Origin of the sequence: Endozoicomonas sp. 8E, from assembly GCF_032883915.1 — a bacterium.
Classification (GTDB): domain Bacteria; phylum Pseudomonadota; class Gammaproteobacteria; order Pseudomonadales; family Endozoicomonadaceae; genus Endozoicomonas_A.
In genome coordinates this window covers 3,577,993-3,597,193 of sequence record NZ_CP120717.1, presented here as the reverse complement: position 1 = coordinate 3,597,193, position 19,201 = coordinate 3,577,993, and the positions used below count along the sequence as shown (strand labels likewise).

At 47.4% G+C, this 19,201-nt stretch carries 5 protein-coding genes; 2 read left to right on the top strand and 3 right to left on the bottom strand.

Translation table 11 applies throughout. From position 1 onward, the window contains the following. Positions 1 to 98: 98 nt before the first annotated feature. The gene (locus tag P6910_RS11760; RefSeq protein WP_317146428.1) at positions 99 to 1,670 is read left to right on the top strand and encodes an F-box/WD40 repeat-containing protein; all 1,572 of its coding nucleotides are present in this window, start codon (positions 99 to 101) and stop codon (positions 1,668 to 1,670) included. Positions 1,671 to 1,832: 162 nt separating this feature from the next. Next, entirely contained in the window at positions 1,833 to 3,440 is a 1,608-nt protein-coding gene (locus P6910_RS11755; protein ID WP_317146427.1) for an F-box/WD repeat-containing protein, read from the top strand. Positions 3,441 to 3,529: 89 nt separating this feature from the next. Here P6910_RS11755 and P6910_RS11750 read toward each other — a convergent pair whose 3' ends face one another. From P6910_RS11750 to P6910_RS11740, 3 genes are all read right to left on the bottom strand, one after another. Further along, positions 3,530 to 8,809: a hypothetical protein gene (locus P6910_RS11750; protein ID WP_317146426.1), complete on the bottom strand. Its 5,280-nt coding sequence runs from the start codon at positions 8,807 to 8,809 to the stop codon at positions 3,530 to 3,532. 254 nt (positions 8,810 to 9,063) lie between these two features. Beyond that, positions 9,064 to 14,250: a hypothetical protein gene (locus P6910_RS11745; protein ID WP_317146425.1), complete on the bottom strand. Its 5,187-nt coding sequence runs from the start codon at positions 14,248 to 14,250 to the stop codon at positions 9,064 to 9,066. Between the two features lie 253 nt (positions 14,251 to 14,503). Continuing rightward, positions 14,504 to 19,108, bottom strand: a complete 4,605-nt coding sequence (locus tag P6910_RS11740; RefSeq protein ID WP_317146424.1) for a hypothetical protein — start codon at positions 19,106 to 19,108, stop codon at positions 14,504 to 14,506. Positions 19,109 to 19,201: the final 93 nt, after the last annotated feature.

The window sequence follows — 19,201 nt, the reverse complement described above, 5'->3', positions numbered from 1 at the left end:
GTTATGAACTTTCATTCTGAAATTGTCTCTGACTGACTAAATAGTTTTTAAACGCCCTTGTTGATCAAAGATAAAGAACAAGATTGCAGGAACCCGTCATGCATGGAATAAATAATAATACCGCTATTGAACCACTTCTAACACGAGCTCTATCGCTGACACCAACGGGTAATCATGCGGGCAAGTCCATTACAGTACCTGACAAGGAAATAAAATCTTCATTTCAGGATTTAACCTCAGATACACTGTCCTTGATTTTTCGCCATTTGAAACTTCGGGATATACGCAGTTTACAAAAGGTATGTACCCGCCTTCGCGACCTGATCAAAGAAGATAACACACTGGCAAAAGCCTGGTATCGCCAGTTTTCTTCAGCACACCAGAATCAAATGAGGATGACCCTCACCATTAAAGACAAGAATCAACTGCGAGCCTGGTTTGAGTCGTTTTCCAATGATCAGGCGTTACTCGAGTCACTCACGGATCGCCAGCCGACAAGTGTTTACTCTTCTGCTCTATTATTTTTCACCAGGGCCAGGCTGATGTCTGAATGTGAAACCTTTGAATTAGTCACTAAAGCCACCATTGACAAAACTTATAAAGCGAACTCATCCACCCCCATTGCCGATCTCACGAATATGCCATACCTCAATAGGGTCAACTCAGCCGCTCTCAGTGCTGATGGCCGCTATCTGGTCACCGCCAATGGCGACCATAAGGCAAAAATCTACGGCCTCAAGGCTAATGGAATATGGGAAATAAAAACCACTATTCCCCATGACAAGTGGGTTGTGTCAGCCATTTTCAGCCCCGATAGTCACCATGTATTAAGCGTAAGTTTAAATACGGCGAAGATATATGATCTGGCATGGGATGAATCTTGGGAACCAAACACCACCATTCTCCACAATGCTCTGATCAATTCAGCCACCTTCAGCAGTGATAGTCGTCATGCGGTGATCACCGGTTGTGATAATACAGGGAAAATCCTTAGCCGAAAGGATGATGGATCCTGGCGATTAACGGCCACCCTCAGGAAAGCCTTCCACTCAGCCAACTTCAGCGATGATAGCTGCCATGTGGTAACCACCTCTTATGATAAAATGGTGAAAATCCATAGCCAGATGGCGGATGGATCATGGGAAGAAAAAGATTCCATTCCCCACAGTGGTAAAGTCATTTCAGCCAACTTCAGCCCCAATGGCTGCTATTTGGTCACCACCAGAAGGGATTTCAGGGTAAAACTCTTTGAGAAGAAGTCCGATGGATCATGGGAAGAAAATACCCTCATTGAACACAATTACATTAACAAATCGGCCACCTTCAGCCCCGATAGCCGCCATTTACTGACTGCCAGCAGCCGTGGCACAGTGAGAATCTACGGTCAAAAAGCCAATGGTGTATGGAAAGTAAAAGCCACTTTTTACCATGATAATGATGCATTGCCAGCCAGCTTCAGCCCTGATGGCCGACACCTGGTGACAATTATCAAACGTTGTAAAACGGCAAAAATCATTGGTGAGCAGGATGATGGCTCATGGTTAGAAAAAGCCAACATTGTCCATGATGACTTTATCACATCGGCCACCTTTAGCGCCGATGGCAGCCAGGTGATCACATCCAGTAAGGATGGCATAGTGAAAATCACTGAATTACGAAGGAATCATTAATTGTCTGCTGTCACTGAGTGACACCCTCTTGAATGTACCGAAAGTCATTTTGTTAGTTTCACTGACCAACCTGTTATGAACTTTCATTCTGAAATTGTCTCTGACTGACTAAATAATTTTTAAACGCCCTTGCTGATCGAAGATAATTTGCAGGAACCCGGCATGCATGGAATAAATAATAAGCCCGGTATTGAACCACCACTAACGCAGGCTCTATCGCTAACACCGACGGGTAACCATACAGGCAGATCCATCGCTATAGCTGACAAGAAAGAAAAGCAAAAACGTTCATTGCAGGATTTAGCCTCAGATACACTCTCCATGATTTTTTGCCATTTGAAACTTCGGGATATTCGCAGTTTACAAAAGGTATGTACCCGACTTCGCGACGTTATCAGAGAAGATAACGCGCTGGCAAAAGCCTGGTATCGCCAGTTTTCTTCAGAACACCAGTCTCAACTAAGGATGACCATCGCCAGAAAAAATAAGAATCAACTCCGTGTCTGGTTTGAGTCGTTTTCCAATGATCAGGCGTTAATCGAATCGCTTACGGATCGTCGGCCGACGAGTGTTTATTTACCTGCTCTATTATTTTTCACCAGGGCTGAGCTGATGTCTAACTGTAAAACCTTTGAATTAGTCACTAAAGCTACCATTGATAAAACTTATAAAACCAACCCAGCCATCAGCATTATGAATCGCATCCGCCTGGGACACCTCAGTAAAGTCAATTCAGCCGCCCTCAGTAGTGATGGCCGTTATCTGGTCACCGCCAATGGAGACCGTACGGCAAAAATCTACAGCCAAAACCCTGATGGAACATGGGGAAAAAAAAACACCATTCCTCATGATGGCCACGTCAAATCAGCGATTTTCAGCCCCGATAGTCTCCATGTAGTAACCGTCAGTAATAATGGCACGGCAAAGATATGTGACCTGGGAGACAATGAATCCTGGGAACCAGGCACCAGCATTCGCCATGAAGATCGGATCAAATCAGCTTCCTTCAGCACCGATAGCCAGCATGTGGTGACCGCCAGTATGGACGGAACGGCGAAAATCCATAGCCAAAAGCGCGATGGATCATGGGAGTTAACAGCCACCCTTCCCCATAACGAATTTGTTTACTCAGCCGCTTTCTGTAATGACGGCTGCCATGTAGTAACCGCCTGTAAGGATAAGACAGCAAAAATCCATAGCCAGAAGGCCGATGGATCATGGCAAGAAAAAGAGATTTTTCCCCATGAGGAGGCTGTCCTGTCAGCCGCCTTCAGCGCCGATGGTCGCTATGTGGTCACCGCCAGTATGGATTGCAAGGCGAAAATCTTTGAGAAGAAGTCCAATGGATCATGGAAAAAAAATACCATTATACAACACAGGGATGCTGTCAACTCAGCCACTTTCAGCCCCGATGGCCGCCATCTGGCGACTGCCAGCAAAGATCGCACAGTGAAAATTTACGGCCGAAAAGCCGATGGCTTATGGGAAGAAAAAGCCTCCTTTCCCCATAAGCTTTGGGTCTTATCAGCCAACTTCAGTCCTGATAGCCGCCACGCAGTGACTACTGCCATGTATTGTAAAACGGCGAAAATCATTGGTCAGCAGGATGATGGCTCATGGTTAGAAAAAGCCAACATTGCCCATAATGACTGGATCTCATCGGCCTCCTTTAGCCCTGATGGCAGTCAGGTGATCACATCCAGTGAGGATGGCATAGTGAAAATCACTGAACTACGCAGGAATCATTCGTTGTCTGCCGACAAAGTGTGACAGGTTGATACCAGGTAGTGGATATTCTGGCAGCTCTGTTTAACCGGTCAGTTTGTTTTTAGAAGCTTTATCAAACGACACAAGTCTTTTTAGAAAATACTCCCGCATTCATCAAGCAACTCCAGTTCCTGACAACTCTGATAAACATCAGGATCAACATCGGATAATAATGGGTCTTGCTTTTTTAACTGTTCTATTTTACTGCACGCCCTTTGCCGCCATTCTTCCAGTATGTGAGTAGCGCTATCGATTCTGGCTTTTTTAAGGAGGGTCACTGTATGCATAAGCTCCATTTCACTCTCGTACTCCTCCAGTAAATTCAGTATTTCGCTGCCAAAGATTTCTGTCTGGTTGAGCTTTAACCATAAACTGGCAAATGCCTGTTTTTGTGGTTCCAATTCATTCTCTGGCTGATAGGCTTCAGCTTGCCTGGATTGAACGTTATCCAGTTTCTGCCATTGATCTGCGGTCAAATAATAGTGTTCAGATATCCCGGTAATTTTCAAAACAGTCCTGAACTGCTCCTCTGACCAGTTGCTGATGGCCATTTTTTCATCCCGTATTTCCAGCTGTGGCATTGGAAAGCGGTAGTTTTGAGCTCCGTCACCTGGCACCTCAATTTCAAGCCACTGCCCTTTGACGGTAAAAGACATCTCATTAAGGTTCTGCATCAACACAGCGATATAGCTCAGGGCCAACTGTTCTCCTGATGGGATAATTCCGGAGACAGGTATCTCAACATGGTTACTGTCGGTCGTTTGCATCCCGGACAAAAAGTGATCGGGGATATCGTTATCCCAGGATAGAAGACTATGGGTTTTTAGCAGCGCTTCAAACAGTATCTGGATACCTTCTTTGGTGATGTCATGGGTTTTTAGTTGCAGGCAGGCTTCAAGCAGCTTCTTTAACCAATGGGAAGAATGCTCTTTGCTGAGTTTTTGCAGGGCGCTCAACGAGGGAAACAAATCGAATACAGTCTGGGCATGGCTGGCATCCAGAAAACGTAGCTGATCATCTTTTGTTAAGGGTTGCAGAATTTCCAGATAGAGCCCTTGCATATATTCGAGTTTCAGCACTCCTGACAATGGTTGCAACAGAGCTGAATACTGCTCCCATAGTCTTTTATCCGGCAATGACTTCAGCCGCTTGGCAAAATAGACAAAACGCTCCCTGTCTTCATCGGAAGAACACAGGAACATTGCTCTATTTAACACGCGCAAAGGCACGGCTTTCATTGAATGACGCCACAAAAAATGCCGATCCAGTTGATTAGCCTCAAGGTAGCGCTTGATACTTTTCCCTCCAGAAGAAGATAAAAATCCTATCAATGATTCCAGCATAAGAAGCGTTTTAGTCTCTTTATGCAATTGGCAGAACTGTTTTAAAACCGTCCATTTTAGCGACCAGCCTGGCTTGGGGGTGGAAAGATAAAGAGCGACTGTTTTTATCAGGCGATTGTATTTATCATCTCCTTCATTATGCGGGTTGCAGTGCTCTCCGGTAAGTTCTGTAAGCAGTAACTGTTTCAGTTGTGTTTCCCGGTCTTGCAGCAGCTTGATAGCAGGTAGCCCTGCTGATGCCCAGAGCCTGGACATGATTTGCAGTAGCCTGTGATTGAGCGCCCCCCGGCAACCTATCCAGTCCAGCACTTTTTTCACAGGGTCATGTTTGGGTAAGCCTTGGCCGTGATTTATGGACGAAAAAACGCGGAACAGCTCCATATTGAACTCCCCACCCTTGTGTTTCCATTGAGACCAGCCGAGCATCTCCTTCACTTTCTCATGTTTGAGGATACCTCTGCTATTATTCATCGACGAAAAGGCGCGGAACAGCTCCATATTGAACTCGCCATCCTTGTGTTTCCATTCAGGCCAGCCGAGCACCTCTTTCACTTTCTCATTTTTGAGCATACCTTTGCTATTGTTCATGGACGAAAAGGCGCAGAACAGCTCCATGTTGAACTCGCCATCCTTGTCTTTCCATTCCAGCCAGCCCAGCACCTCTTTGACTTCCTCTTGTTTGAGCATGCCTTTACCATTGTTCATGGATGAGAAGGAGCGGAACAGCTCAATGTTGAACTCGCCATGCTTGTCTTTCCATTCCGGCCAGAACAGCACCTTTTTCACTTCCTCGTGTTTGAGCATGCCTTTGCTACGATTCATGGATGAGAAAGAGCGGAACAGCTCCATACTGAACTTGCCATTCTTGTCTTTCCATTCAGGCCAACCCAACATCTCTTTCACTTCCTTTTGCTTGAGCATGCCTTTATTACTGTTCATAGATGAGAAAGAGCGGAACAGCTCCATACTGAACTCGCCATGCTTGTCTTTCCATTCAGTCCAACCCAACATATCTTTCACTTCCTTATGTTTGAACATGCCTTTTTTACTGTTCATAGATGAGAAAGAGCGGAACAGCTCCATACTGAACTCGCCATCACTGTCTTTCCATTCCGGCCAGCCCAACATCTCTTTCACTTCCTCTTGTTTGAGCATGCCTTTACCACCGTTCATGGATGAGAAGGAGCGGAACAGCTCAATACTGAACTCACCATCCTTGTCTTTCCATTCCGGCCAGCCCAGCACCTCTTTCACTTCCTCTTGTTTGAGCATGCCTTTACCATTGTTCATGGATGAGAAGGAGCGGAATAGCTCCATACTGAACTCGCCATCCCTGTCTTTCCATTCCGGCCAGCCCAGCACTTCTCTCACGTCCTCTTGTTTGAGCATGCCTTTACTACTGTTCATGGATGAGAGGGAGCGGAATAGCTCCATACTGAACTCGCCATCCCTGTCTTTCCATTCCGGCCAGCCCAGCACCTCTATCACTTCCTCATGTTTGAGCATGCCTTTGCTACTGTTCATGGATGAGAAGGCGCGGAACAGCTCCATACTGAACTCACTATCCTTGTGTTTCCATTCCGGCCAGCCCAGCACCTCTTTCACTTGCTCATGTGTGGGCACGCCTTTACCATTGTTCATGGATGAGAGGGAGCGGAACAGCTCCATACTGAAATCGCCATCCTTGTCCTTCCATTCCGGCCAGCCCAGCACCTCCTTCACTTCCTTTTTATTGAGCACGCCTTTACCATTGTTCATGGATGAGAAGGAGCGGAACAGCTCCATACTGAACTCGCCATTCTTGTCTTTCCATTCCAGCCAGCCCAGCACCTTTTTCACTTCCTCATGTTTAATCATGCCCTTGCTGCTATTCATGGATGAGAAAGAGCGGAACAACTCCATATTGAACTCGCCATCCTTGTCTCTCCATTCCAGCCAGCCCAGCACCTCTTTCACTTGTTCATGTTTAATCATGCCTTTGCTGCTATTCATGGACGAGAAGGCGCGAAACAGCTCAATGTTGAACTCACCATCCTCGTCCTTCCATTCCGGCCAGCCCAGCACCTCTTTCACTTGCTCATGTGTGGGCACGCCTTTACCATTGTTCATGGATGAGAGGGCGCGGAACAGCTCCATACTGAAATCGCCATCCTTGTCCTTCCATTCCGGCCAGCCCAGCACCTCTTTCACTTGCTCATGTGTGGGCACGCCTTTACCATTGTTCATGGATGAGAAGGAGCGGAACAGCTCCATACTGAACTCGCCATCCTTGTCCTTCCATTCCGGCCAGCCCAGCACCTCTTTCACTTGCTCATGTTTGAGCATGCCTTTGCCATTGTTCATTGACGAGAAGGAACGGAACAACTTCGTATTAAACTCACCATCCCTGTCTTTCCATTCTGGCCAGCCCAGCACCTCTTTCACTTGTTCATGTGTAGGCACGCCTTTGCGATTATTCATGGACGAGAAGGAACTCAATACATCCAAACTTGCTAAATACTCGAGTTCACTCAGGCTACGCTCTGCAAAACTTCGGATATGTTTTTTTTTATCACCCAGCATGCTGGTCAGCATGCCTGTATTTTTGAAGTTTTCAGAAAGGTGTCCAAAAAAGGCGGCAGCATTATCGAAGAAACCATTAAAAGACTTTCTATCTACAAAACCAGACAGCTTATAAAAAGTGTTTTTTACAGTGATGTTTTTTTTCTTGAATACCGCCACCAGGGTTTGCACTTTTTTCAGCTCTTCCTGACTTAATTCGTACTTGATATTTGCTTTTATTTTTTCTAACGGATCATCGGGAATTTGAGTGTCTGCCGGTTTCTTTTTTTTGGCCGCTGGTTCAGCAACAGCTGTTGAATTTTTTCTCTTTCTACCCGGGCCCTTCTTTTTTTTCGGAGCAGGTTCTGATGAATCCGGTTCTGCTTCTTCCCGGATTCGTCTTACCCTTTTGTTACCTTGAATGCCCGACAGGCACTTGTTGCACAACAACGCTGAAGCTGCTGTCTGATTTGCTACACGTTCTAATTCCTGTGGATTCAGTACTTTGTCACATTTTGAACAAGTGACAATTGAGTTACCCGTATCCTGCTCAGCTGATGGACTCAGTGGGTCATCGCCTCCACGACCATTGGCGCCTGTCGAACCGGTTCCCTTGTTACGGGCAGCAGATCTGCTTGTCTGGCCGGTCTGACCTGTTGTCGCGGTCGTTGATGCTTTGGTCGTTCGGGAGGATGAATTCTTTTTCCCGTTACCTGTCTGTCGGCCAGAATATTTGCCAGAAACAGTCTCACTGTAAACTCTGAGTTCCTGACCGTTCTCCGCCAGCCATGTCTGAATCAGCCCCGGTTGAATCGTGTCAGGGTCTGACCTTTCCAGATCAAGAAGATCGGCCTCAATCACCATGATCCGGTCTGACAAAATCCGGGCCAGCGTGGTTTGGCCTGTCATAATTGCCCATAGTCGTTTGATTCGTAATATTAGAAGCAGTTGTCTTTTTTGCTGCAGGCAGGTTTGGACAGGATCAGAAACAAGGGTAAGGTCAGGTTGGGGCTCTGGGTCAAGACTCCCGCTGTTTCCGTCAGGTGGCTTATCGCCATCATCTCCGGCGCCCCTGGCGATCAGCGCATTAGAAGTTTTCTCCAAAACTTCAGGGGGCACGTAAAACTCCAACAACTCGTTCCCACGCTCCGGAGACTGTCGCAAAACTTCAACAGCTCGTTCCCATGCTCTGAGGTCGTCATTCCCGCGAAGGCGGGAATCCAGCGCCAACGGTGGATCCCTGCCCTCTCGGGGATGACAAGGCCAGGGGGGCACCGGGCGGTATGGTTCTGGTGGTGAGTCAGTGTGGATTCCCGCCTTCGCGGGAATGACGAGAATTAAGCCGGGAATGACGGGAGTCAACTCGTGACACCCTCGAAGAGGATCGGGCTGTTCAGGTACAGCTAACTTATGGGAATACAGGAAATGAGCTGGTAGCGGACTTGAGCCGACTAATTCCAATGCATGCAGCGAATCCCCAGACAACATCGTCACTAGCAGAAGCAGTGATCGGACCATCGAGCAGGCAGCTTTTTTTTGTTGTGAGCGTCTCATAGATCCAGGCTAATAAAATCAGCTTCTGTGAATCCGTTCGCTAGTGGAAAAAATTCGTACGTCATCCGGCTTAGGCCTGATGATTCACGTTTGCGCTAGATTTTATAGCACCGCACTGGCAAGCTTGCCATGAACGGAGTTGGCAGACAGTTTGTTTTTAGAAGCCTTATCAGACGACAAAAGTCTTTTTAGAAAATACTCCCACACCCATCAAGCAACTCCAGTTCCTGACAACCCTGATAAACATCAGGATCAACATCGGATAATAAAGGGTCTTGTTTTTTTAACTGTTCTATTTTACTGCACGCCCGTTGCCGCCATTCTTCCAGTATGCGGTTATCGGTATCGATTTTGGCTTTTTTAAGGAGGGTCACTGTATGCATAAGCTCCATTTCGATCTCATACTCCTCCAGTAAATTCAGTATTTCGCTGCCAAAGATTTCTGTCTGGTTCAGCTTTAACCATAAACTGCCAAACGCCTGTTTTTGTGGTTCCAATTCATTCTCTGGCTGATAGGCTTCAGCTTGCCTGGATTGAACGTTATCCAGTTTCTGCCATTGATCTGCAGTCAAATAATAGTGTTCAGATATCCCGGTGATTTTCAAAACAGTCCTGAACTGCTCCTCTGACCAGTTGCTGATGGCCATTTTTTCATCCTGTATTTCCAGCTGTGGCATTGGAAAGCGGTAGTTTTGAACTCCGTCACCTGGCACCTCAAGCCATTGCCCTTTGACGGTAAAGGACATCTCATTGAGGTTCTGCATCAACACAGCGATATAGCTTAGGGCCAACTGTTCTCCTGACTGGATAAGTCCGGAGACGGGTACCTCAACATGATTATTGTCGGTTGTTCGCATCCCGGACAAAAAGTGATCGGGAATATCGTTATCCCAGGGTAGAAGACTATGGGTTTTGAGCAGCGCTTCAAACAGTATCTGGATGCCTTCTTTGGTGATGTCATGGGTTTTTAGTTGCAGGCAGGCTTCAAGTAGCTTGTTTAGCCAATGGGAAGAATGCTCTCTGCTGAGTTTTTGCAGGGCGCTTAACGAGGGAAACAGATCGAATATAGCCTGGGCATGGCTGGCATCCAGAAAACGCAGTTGATCATCTTTTGTTAAGGGCTGCAGAATTTCCAGATAGAACACTTGCATATATTCGAGTTTCAGCACTCCTGACAATGATTGCAACCGGGCTGAGTATTGCTCCCATAGCCTTTTATCCGGCAATGACTTCAGCCGCTTGGCAAAATAGACAAAACGCTTCCTGTCTTCATCGGAAGAAAACAGGAACATTGCTCTATTTAACACGCGCAAAGGCACGGCTTTCATTGAATGACGCCACAAAAAATGCTTATCCTGTTGATTAGCCTGAAGGTAGCGTTTGACGCTTTTTCCTCCAGAAGAAGATAAAAATCCTATCAATGATTCCAGCATCAGAAGCGTTTTAGTCTCTTTATGCAATTGGCAGAACTGTTTTAAAACCGTCCATTTTAGCGACCAGTCTGGCTTGGGGGTGGAAAGATAAAGAGCGACTGTTTTTATCAGGCGATTGTATTTATCATCTCCTTCATTATGCGGGTTGCAGTGCTCTCCGGTAAGTTCTGTAAGCAGTAACTGTTTCAGTTGTGTTTCCCAGTGTTGCAGCAGCTTGATAGCAGGTAGCCCTGCTGATGCCCAGAGCCTGAGCATGATTTGCAGTAACCTGTGATTGGGCGCCCCCCGGCAACCTATCCAGTCCAGCACTTTTTTCACAGGCTCGTGTTTGGGCAAGCCTTGGCCGTGATTCATGGACGAGAAAACACGGAACAGCTTTATATTGAGTTTGCCACCATTGTGTTTCCATTCAGGCCAACCCAACATCTCTTTCACTTCCTTTTGTTTGAGCATGCCTTTGCCATGATTCATGGATGAAAAGGCTCGGAACAGCTCAATGTTGAACTCGCCATCCTTGTCTTTCCATTCCGGCCAGCCGAGCACCTCTTTTACTTGCTCATGTTTGAGGATGCCTTTACCACTATTCATAGACGAGAACGAGCGGAACAGCTCCATATTGAACTCGCCATCCCTGTTTTTCCATTCCGGCCAGTCCAGCACCTCTTTCACTTCCTCTTGTTTAAGGATGCCTTTGCTATTATTCACGGATGAGAAGGCGCGGAACAGCTCCATACTGAACTCGCCATCCTTTTCCTTCCATTCCGGCCAGCCCAACACCTCTTTCACTTCCTTTTGTTTGAGCATGCCTTTGCCACTATTCATGGATGAGAAGGCGCGGAAAAGCTCCATACTGAACTCGCCATCCTCATCTTTCCATTCCGGCCAGCCCAGCACCTCTTTCACTTCCTCATGCTTGAGCATGCCTTTACCACTGTTCATGGATGAGAAGGCGCGGAACAGTTCCATATTGAACTCGCCATCCTTGTCTTTCCATTGCGGCCAGCTCAGTGCCTCTTTCACTTCCTCATGTTTAATCATGCCTTTGCGATTGTTCATTGACGAGAAGGATCGGAACAACTTCGTATTAAACTCGCCATCCCTGTCTTTCCATTCCTGCCAGTTCAGCACCTCTTTCACTTCCTCTTGTTTGAGCATGCCTTTGCCACTATTCATGGATGAGAAGGAGCGGAACAGCTCCATACTGAACTCGCCATCCTCATCTTTCCATTCCGGCCAACCCAGCACCTCTTTCACTTCCTTGTTTTTGAGCATGCCTTTACTATTGTTCATGGATGAGAAGGAACGGAACAGATCCATACTGAACTCGCCATCCTTGTCTTTCCATTCCGGCCAACCCAGCACCTCTTTCACTTGCTCATGTATGAGCATGCCTTTGCCATGATTCATAGACGAGAAGGCGCGGAACAGCTCCATGTTGAACTCGCCATCCTTGTCTTTCCATTCTGGCCAGCCCAGCACATCTTTCACTTCCTCTTGTTTGAGGATGCCTTTGCCATGATTCATAGATGAGGAGGCGCGGAACGGCTCCATACTGAACTCACCATCCTTGTCTTTCCATTCCGGCCAGCCCAGCACCTTCTTCACTTGCTCATGTTTGAGCACACCTTTGCCATGATTCATGGATGAGAAGGCGCGGAACAGTTCCATACTGAACTCGCCATCCTTGTCTTTCCATTCCGGCCAGCCCAGCACCTCTTTCACTTCCTTTTTTTTGAGCACGCCTTTACCATTGCTCATGGATGAGAAGGAGCGGAACAGCTCCATATTGAACTCGCCATCCTTGTCTTTCCATTCCAGCCAGTCCAGCACCTCTTTGACTTCCTCATGTTTAATCATGCCCTTGCTGCTATTCATGGACGAGAAGGCTCGGAACAGCTCAATGTTGAACTCGCCATCCTTGTCTTTCCATTCCGGCCAGCCCAGCACCTCTCTCACTTCATCATGTTTGAGCACGCCTTTGCCACTATTCATAGACGAGAAGGAACGGAGCAGCTCCATACTGAACTCACCATCCTTGTCTTTCCATTCCGGCCAGCTCAGCACCTCTTTGACTTGCTCATGTGTGGGCACGCCTTTACCATTGTTCATGGATGAGAAAGGGCGGAACAGCTCGATACTGAACTCGCCATCCTTGTCTTTCCACTCCGGCCAGCCCAGCACCTCTTGCACTTGTTCATGTTTGAGCAAGCCTTTGCGACGATTCATTGACGAGAAGGATCGGAACAACTTCGTATTAAACTCACCATCCCTGTCTTTCCATTCTGGCCAGTCCAGTATTGCTTTCACTTCCTTATTTGTGGGCACGCCCTTGCCATTATTCATGGACGAGAAAGAAGTCACTACATCTAAACTCGCTAAATATTCGAGTTCATCCTGGCTACGCTCTGCAAAACTACGGATATGTTTTTTGCTATTATCCAGCATGCCGGTCAACATACCTGTATTTTTGAAGTTTTCAGAAAGGTGCCCAAAAAAGGCGGCGGCATTATCGAAGAAACCATTAAAAGAATCTCTATCTACGAAACAAAGCAGCTTATAAAAAGTGTTTTTTACAGTGATGTTTTTTTTCTTGAATACCGCCATCAGGGTTTGCACTTTTTTCAGCTCTACCCGAGTTAATTCGTACTTGATATTTGCTTTTATATTTTCTAACGGATCATCGGGAATTTGAGTGTCTGGCGGTTTCTTTTTTTTGGCCGGTGGTGCAGTAGCAGCTGCTTTTGAATTATTTCTCTTTCTACCTGGCTCCTTCTTTTTTTTCGGAGCAGGTTCTGATGAATCCGGTTCTGCTTCTTCCCGGATTCGTCTTGCCCTTTTGTTACCTTGAATGCCGGACAGGCACTTGTTACACAACAACGCTGAAGCTGCTGTCTGATTTGCTAAACGTCTTAATTCCTGTGGATTCAATGCCCTGTCACACTTCGAACAAGCGACAACCGAATGTCCGGTATGCTGCTCAGCTGAGGGTTTCAGTGGGTCATCGCCTCCACGACCATTGGCGCCTGTCGAACCGGTTCCCTTGTTACGGGCAGCAGATCCCCTTGTCTGGCCGGTCTGACCTGTTGTCGCGGTCGTTGATGCTTTGGTCGTTCGGGAGGATTTGTTCTTTTTCCCGTTGCCCATCTGCCTGCCAGAATATTTGCCAGAAACCATCTCACGGTAAACTCTGAGTTCCTGACCATTCTCTGCCAGCCATGTCTGAAGCAGCCCCGGTTGAATCGTGCCAGGGTCCGATCTTTCCAGATCAAGAAGATCGGCTTCAATCACCATGATCCGGTCTGACAAAATCCGGGCCAGCGTGGTTTGGCCTGTTATAATTGCCCATAGTCGTTTGATTTGTAATATTAGAAGCAGTTGTCTTTTTTGCTGCAGATAAGTTTGGACAGGATCAGGAATAAGGGTGAGAACGGGTTGGGGCTCTGGGTCAGGACTCCCGCTGTTTCCGTCAGGTGGCTTATCGCCATCATCTCCTCCGGCGGCGCCCCTGGTGATCAGACCATTAGAAGTGTTCTCCAGAACTTCAGGGGGCACGTAAAACTCCAACAACTCGTTCCCACGCTCCGGAGGCTGTCGCAAAACTCCAACAGCTCGTTCCCATGCTCTGAGGTCGTCATTCCCGCGAAGGCGGGAATCCAGCGCCAACGGTGGATCTCTGCCTTCTCGGGGATGACAAGGCCAGGGGGGCACCGGGCAGTAGGGTTCTGGTGGTGAGTCAGTGTGGATTCCCGCCTTCGCGGGAATGACGTGAATGAAGCCGGGAATGACGAGAATTAAGCCGGGAATGACGGGCGTCAACTCGTGACACCCTCGAAGAGGATCGGGCTGTCCAGGTTCAGCCAACTTATTGGAATACAGGAAATGAGCTGGTAGCGGACTTGAGCCGACTAATTCCAGTGCATGCAGCGAATCCCCAAACAACATCGTCACTAGCACAAGCAGTGATCGGACCATCAAGCAGGCAGCTTTTTTTTGTTGTGAGCGTCTCATAGATCCAGGCTAATAAAATCAGCTTCTGTGAATCCATTCGCTAGTGGAAAAAATTCGCACGTCATCCGACTTAGGCCTGATGATTCACGTTTGCGCTAGATTTTATAGCACCGCACTGGCGAGCTTTCCATAAACGGAGTTGGCAGACAGTTTTTTTTAGAAGCCTTATCAGACGACACAAGTCTTTTTAGAAAATACTCCCACACTCATCAAGCAACTCCAGTTCCTGACAATCCTGATAAACATCAGGATCAACATCGGATAATAAAGGGTCTTGCTTTTTTAACTGTTCTATTTTCCTGCACGCCCTTTGCCGCCATTCTTCCAGTATGTGAGTAGCGCTATCGATTTTGGCTTTTTTAAGGAGGGTCACTGTATGCATAAGCTCCATTTCGCTCTCATACTCCTCCAGTAAATTCAGTATTTCGCTGCCAAAGACTTCTGTCTGATTGAGCTTTAACCATAAACTGCCGAACACCTGTTTTTGTGGTTCCAATTCATTCTCTGGCTGATAGGCTTCAGCTTGCCTGGATTGAACGTTATCCAGTTTCTGCCATTGATCTGCGGTCAAATAATAGTGTTCAGATATCCCGGTGATTTTCAAAACAGTCCTGAACTGCTCCTCTGACCAGTTGCTGATGGCCATTTTTTCATCCTGTATTTCCAGCTGTGGCATTGGAAAGCGGTAGTTTTGAACTCCGTCACCTGGCACCTCAACCTCAAGCCACTGCCCTTTGACGGTAAAAGACATCTCATTGAGGTGCTGCATCAACACGGAAATATAGCTCAGGGCTAACTGTTCTCCTGATTGAATAAGTCCGGAGACAGGTATCTCAACATGGTTGTTGTCGGTCGTTTGCATCCCGGACAGAAAGTGATCGGGAATATCGTTATCCCAGGGTAGAAGACTATGGGTTTTGAACAGCGCTTCAAACAGTATCTGGATGCCTTCTTTGGTGATGTCATGGGTTTTTAGTTGCAGGCAGGCTTCAAGCAGCTTCTTCAACCAATGGGAAGAATGCTCTCTGCTAAGTTTTTGCAGGGCGCTCAACGAGGGAAACAGATCGAATACAGCCTGGGCATGGCTGGCATCCAGAAAACGCAGCTGATCATCCTTTGTTAAGGGTTGCAGGATTTCCAGATAGAACCTTTGCATATATTCGAGTTTCAGCACTCCTGACAATGGTTGCAACAGAGCTGAATACTGCTCCCATAGTCTTTTATCCGGCAATGACTTCAGCCGCTTGGCAAAATAGACTAAACGCTCCCTGTCTTCATCGGAAGAACACAGGAACATTGCTCTATTTAACACGCGCAAAGGCACGGCTTTCATTGAATGACGCCACAAGAAATGCCGATCCTGTTGATTAGCCTGAAGGTAGCGTTTGACGCTTTTACCTCCAGAAGAAGATAAAAGCCCTATCAATGATTCCAGCATCAGAGCCGTTTTAGTCTGTTCATGAAATTGGCAGAACTCTTTTAAAACCCTCCATGTTAGTGACCAGTCTGGCTTAGGGGTGGAAAGATAAAGAGCAACTGTTTTTATCTGATGATTGTATTTATCATCTCCTTCATTACGCGAGTCGCTGTGTTCTCCGGTAAGCTCTGTAAGCAGTAACTGTTTCAGTTGTGTTTCCCGGTGTTGCAGCATCTTGATAGCAGGTAGCCCTGCTGATGCCCAGAGCCTGGACATGATTTGCAGTAGCCTGTAATTGGGCGTCCCCCGGCAACCTACCCAGTCCAGCACTTTTTTCACAGACTCATGTTTGGGCAAGCCTTGGCCGTGACTCATGGACGAGAAAATGCGGAGCAGCTTTATATTGAGCTCGCCACCCTTGTGTTTCCATTCGGGCCAACCCAACACCTCTTTCACTTCCTTTTGTTTGAGCATGCCTTTGCCGTGATTCATAGACGAGAAGGCGCGGAACAGCTCCATACTGAACTCGCCATCCGTGTCTTTCCATTCCGGCCAACCCAATATCTCTTTCACTTCCTTTTGTCTGAGCATGCCTTTGCCATGATTCATAGATGAGAAGGCGCGTAACAGCTCCATACTGAACTCACCATCCTTGTCTTTCCATTCCGGCCAGCCCAACACCTCTTTCACTTCCTTTTTTATGAGCACGCCTTTACCATTGTTCATGGATGAGAAGGTGCGGAAAAGCTCCATACTGAACTCGCCATACTTGTCTTTCCATTCCGGCCAGCCCGGCACCTCTTTCACTTGCTCATGTTTGAGCATGCCTTTGCCACTATTCATAGACGAGAACGAGCGAAACAGATCCATATTGAACTCGCCATCCTTGTCTTTCCATTCCAGCCAGCCCAGCACCTCTTTGACTTGCTCATGTTTGAGTATGCCTTTGCCACTATTCATGGATGAGAAGGAGCGGAATAGCTCCATACTGAACTCGCCATCCTTGTCTTTCCATTCCGGCCAGCCCAGCACCTCTTTCACTTCCTTTTTTTTGAGCACGCCTTTACCATTGTTCATGGATGAGAAGGAGCGGAACAGCTCCATACTGAACTCGCCATGCTTGTCTTTCCATTCCGGCCAGCCCAGCACCTCTTTCACTTGCTCATGTTTCAGGATGCCTTTGCCATTGTTCATGGATGAGAAGGAGCGGAACAGCTCCATATTGAACTCGCCATCCTTGTCTTTCCATTCCAGCCAGCCCAGCACCCCTTTGACTTCCTCATGTTTAATCATGCCCTTGCTGCTATTCATAGACGAGAAGGAGCGGAACAGCTCCATATTGAACTCGCCATACCTGTCTTTCCATTCCGACCAACCCAGCACCTCTTTCACTTGCTCATGTTTCATGATGCCTTTGCCATGATTCATAGACGAGAAGGCGCGGAACAGCTCCATACTGAACTCGCCATCCTTGTCTTTCCATTCCGGCCAGCTCAGCACCTCTTCCACTTCCTCATGTTTGAGCATGCCTTTACCACTGTTCATGGATGAGAAGGCGCGGAACAGTTCCATACTGAACTCGCCATCCTTGTCCTTCCATTCCGGCCAGCCCAGCACCTCTTTCACTTGCTCATGTTTGAGCATGCCTTTGCCATTGTTCATTGACGAAAAGGAACGGAACAACTTCGTATTAAACTCACCATCCCTGCCTTTCCATTCTGGCCAGCCCAATATTGCTTTCACTTGTTCATGTGTAGGCACGCCTTTGCGATTATTCATGGACGAGAAAGAAGTCACTGCATCTAAACTCGCTAAATATTCGAGTTCACTCAGGCTACGCTCTGCGAAACTACGGATATGTTTTTTTTTATCACCCAGCATGCTGGTCAGCATGCCTGTATTTTTGAAGTTTTCAGAAAGGTGTCCAAAAAAGGCGGCAGCATTATCGAAGAAACCATTAAAAGACTTTCTATCTACAAAACCAGACAGCTTATAAAAAGTGTTTTTTACAGTGATGTTTTTTTTCTTGAATACCGCCACCAGGGTTTGCACTTTTTTCAGCTCTTCCTGACTTAATTCGTACTTGATATTTGCTTTTATTTTTTCTAACGGATCATCGGGAATTTGAGTGTCTGGCGGTTTCTTTTTTTTAGCCGCTGGTTCAGCAACAGCGGTTGAATTTTTTCTCTTTCTAGCCGGGCCCTTCTTTTTTTTCCGAGCAGGTTCTGATGAATCCGGTTCTGCTTCTTCCCGGATTCGTCTTACCCTTTTGTTACCTTGAATGCCCGAAAGGCACTTGTCGCACAACAACGCTGAAGCTGCTGTCTGATTTGCTACACGCTCTAATTCCTGTGAATTCAATGCCTTGTCACACTTCGAACAAGCGACAACCGAATGTCCGGTATCCTGCTCAGCTGAGGGTTTCAGTGGGTCATCGCCTCCACGACCATTGGCGCCTGTCGAACCGGTTCCCCTGTTACGGGCAACAGATCCGCTTGCCTGACCGGTCTGACCTGTTGTCGCGGTCGTTGATGCTTTGGTCGTTCGGGAGGATGAATTCTTTTTCCCGTTACCCGTCTGTCGGCCAGAATATTTGCCAGAAACCATCTCACGGTAAACTCTGAGTTCCTGACCGTTCTCCGCCAGCCATGTCTGAATCAGCCCCGGTTGAATCGTGTCAGGGTCTGACCTTTCCAGATCAAGAAGATCGGATTCAATCACCATGATCCGGTCTGACAAAATCCGGGCCAGCGTGGTCTGGCCTGTCATAATTGCCCATAGTCGTTTGATTTGTAATATTATAAGCAGTTGCTTTTTTTGCTGCAGACAAGTTTGGACAGGATCAGGAACAAGGGTAAGGTAAGGTTGACGCTCTGGTTCAGGACTCCTGCTGTTTCCGTCAGGTGGCTTATCGCCATCATCTCCTCCGGCGGCGCCCCTGGTGATCAGACCATTAGAAGTGTTCTCCAGAACTTCAGGGGGCACGTAAAACTCCAACAACTCGTTCCCACGCTCCGGAGGCTGTCGCAAAACTCCAACAGCTCGTTCCCATGCTCTGAGGTCGTCATTCCCGCGAAGGCGGGAATCCAGCGCCAACGGTGGATCCCTGCCTTCTCGGGGATGACAAGGCCAGGGGGGCACCGGGCGGTATGGTTCTGGTGGTGAGTCAGTGTGGATTCCCGCCTTCGCGGGAATGACGAGAATGAAGCCGGGAATGACGAGAATTAAGCCGGGAATGACGGGAGTCAACTCGTGACACCCTCGAAGAGGATCGGGCTGTTCAGGTTCAGCCAACTTATGGGAATACAGGAAATGAGCTGGTAGCGGACTTGAGCCGACTAATTCCAATGCATGCAGCAAATCACCAAACAACATCGTCACTAGCAGAAGCAGTGATCGGACCATCGAGCAGGCGGCTTTTTTTTGTTGTGAGCGTCTCATAGATCCAGGCTAATAAAATCAGCTTCT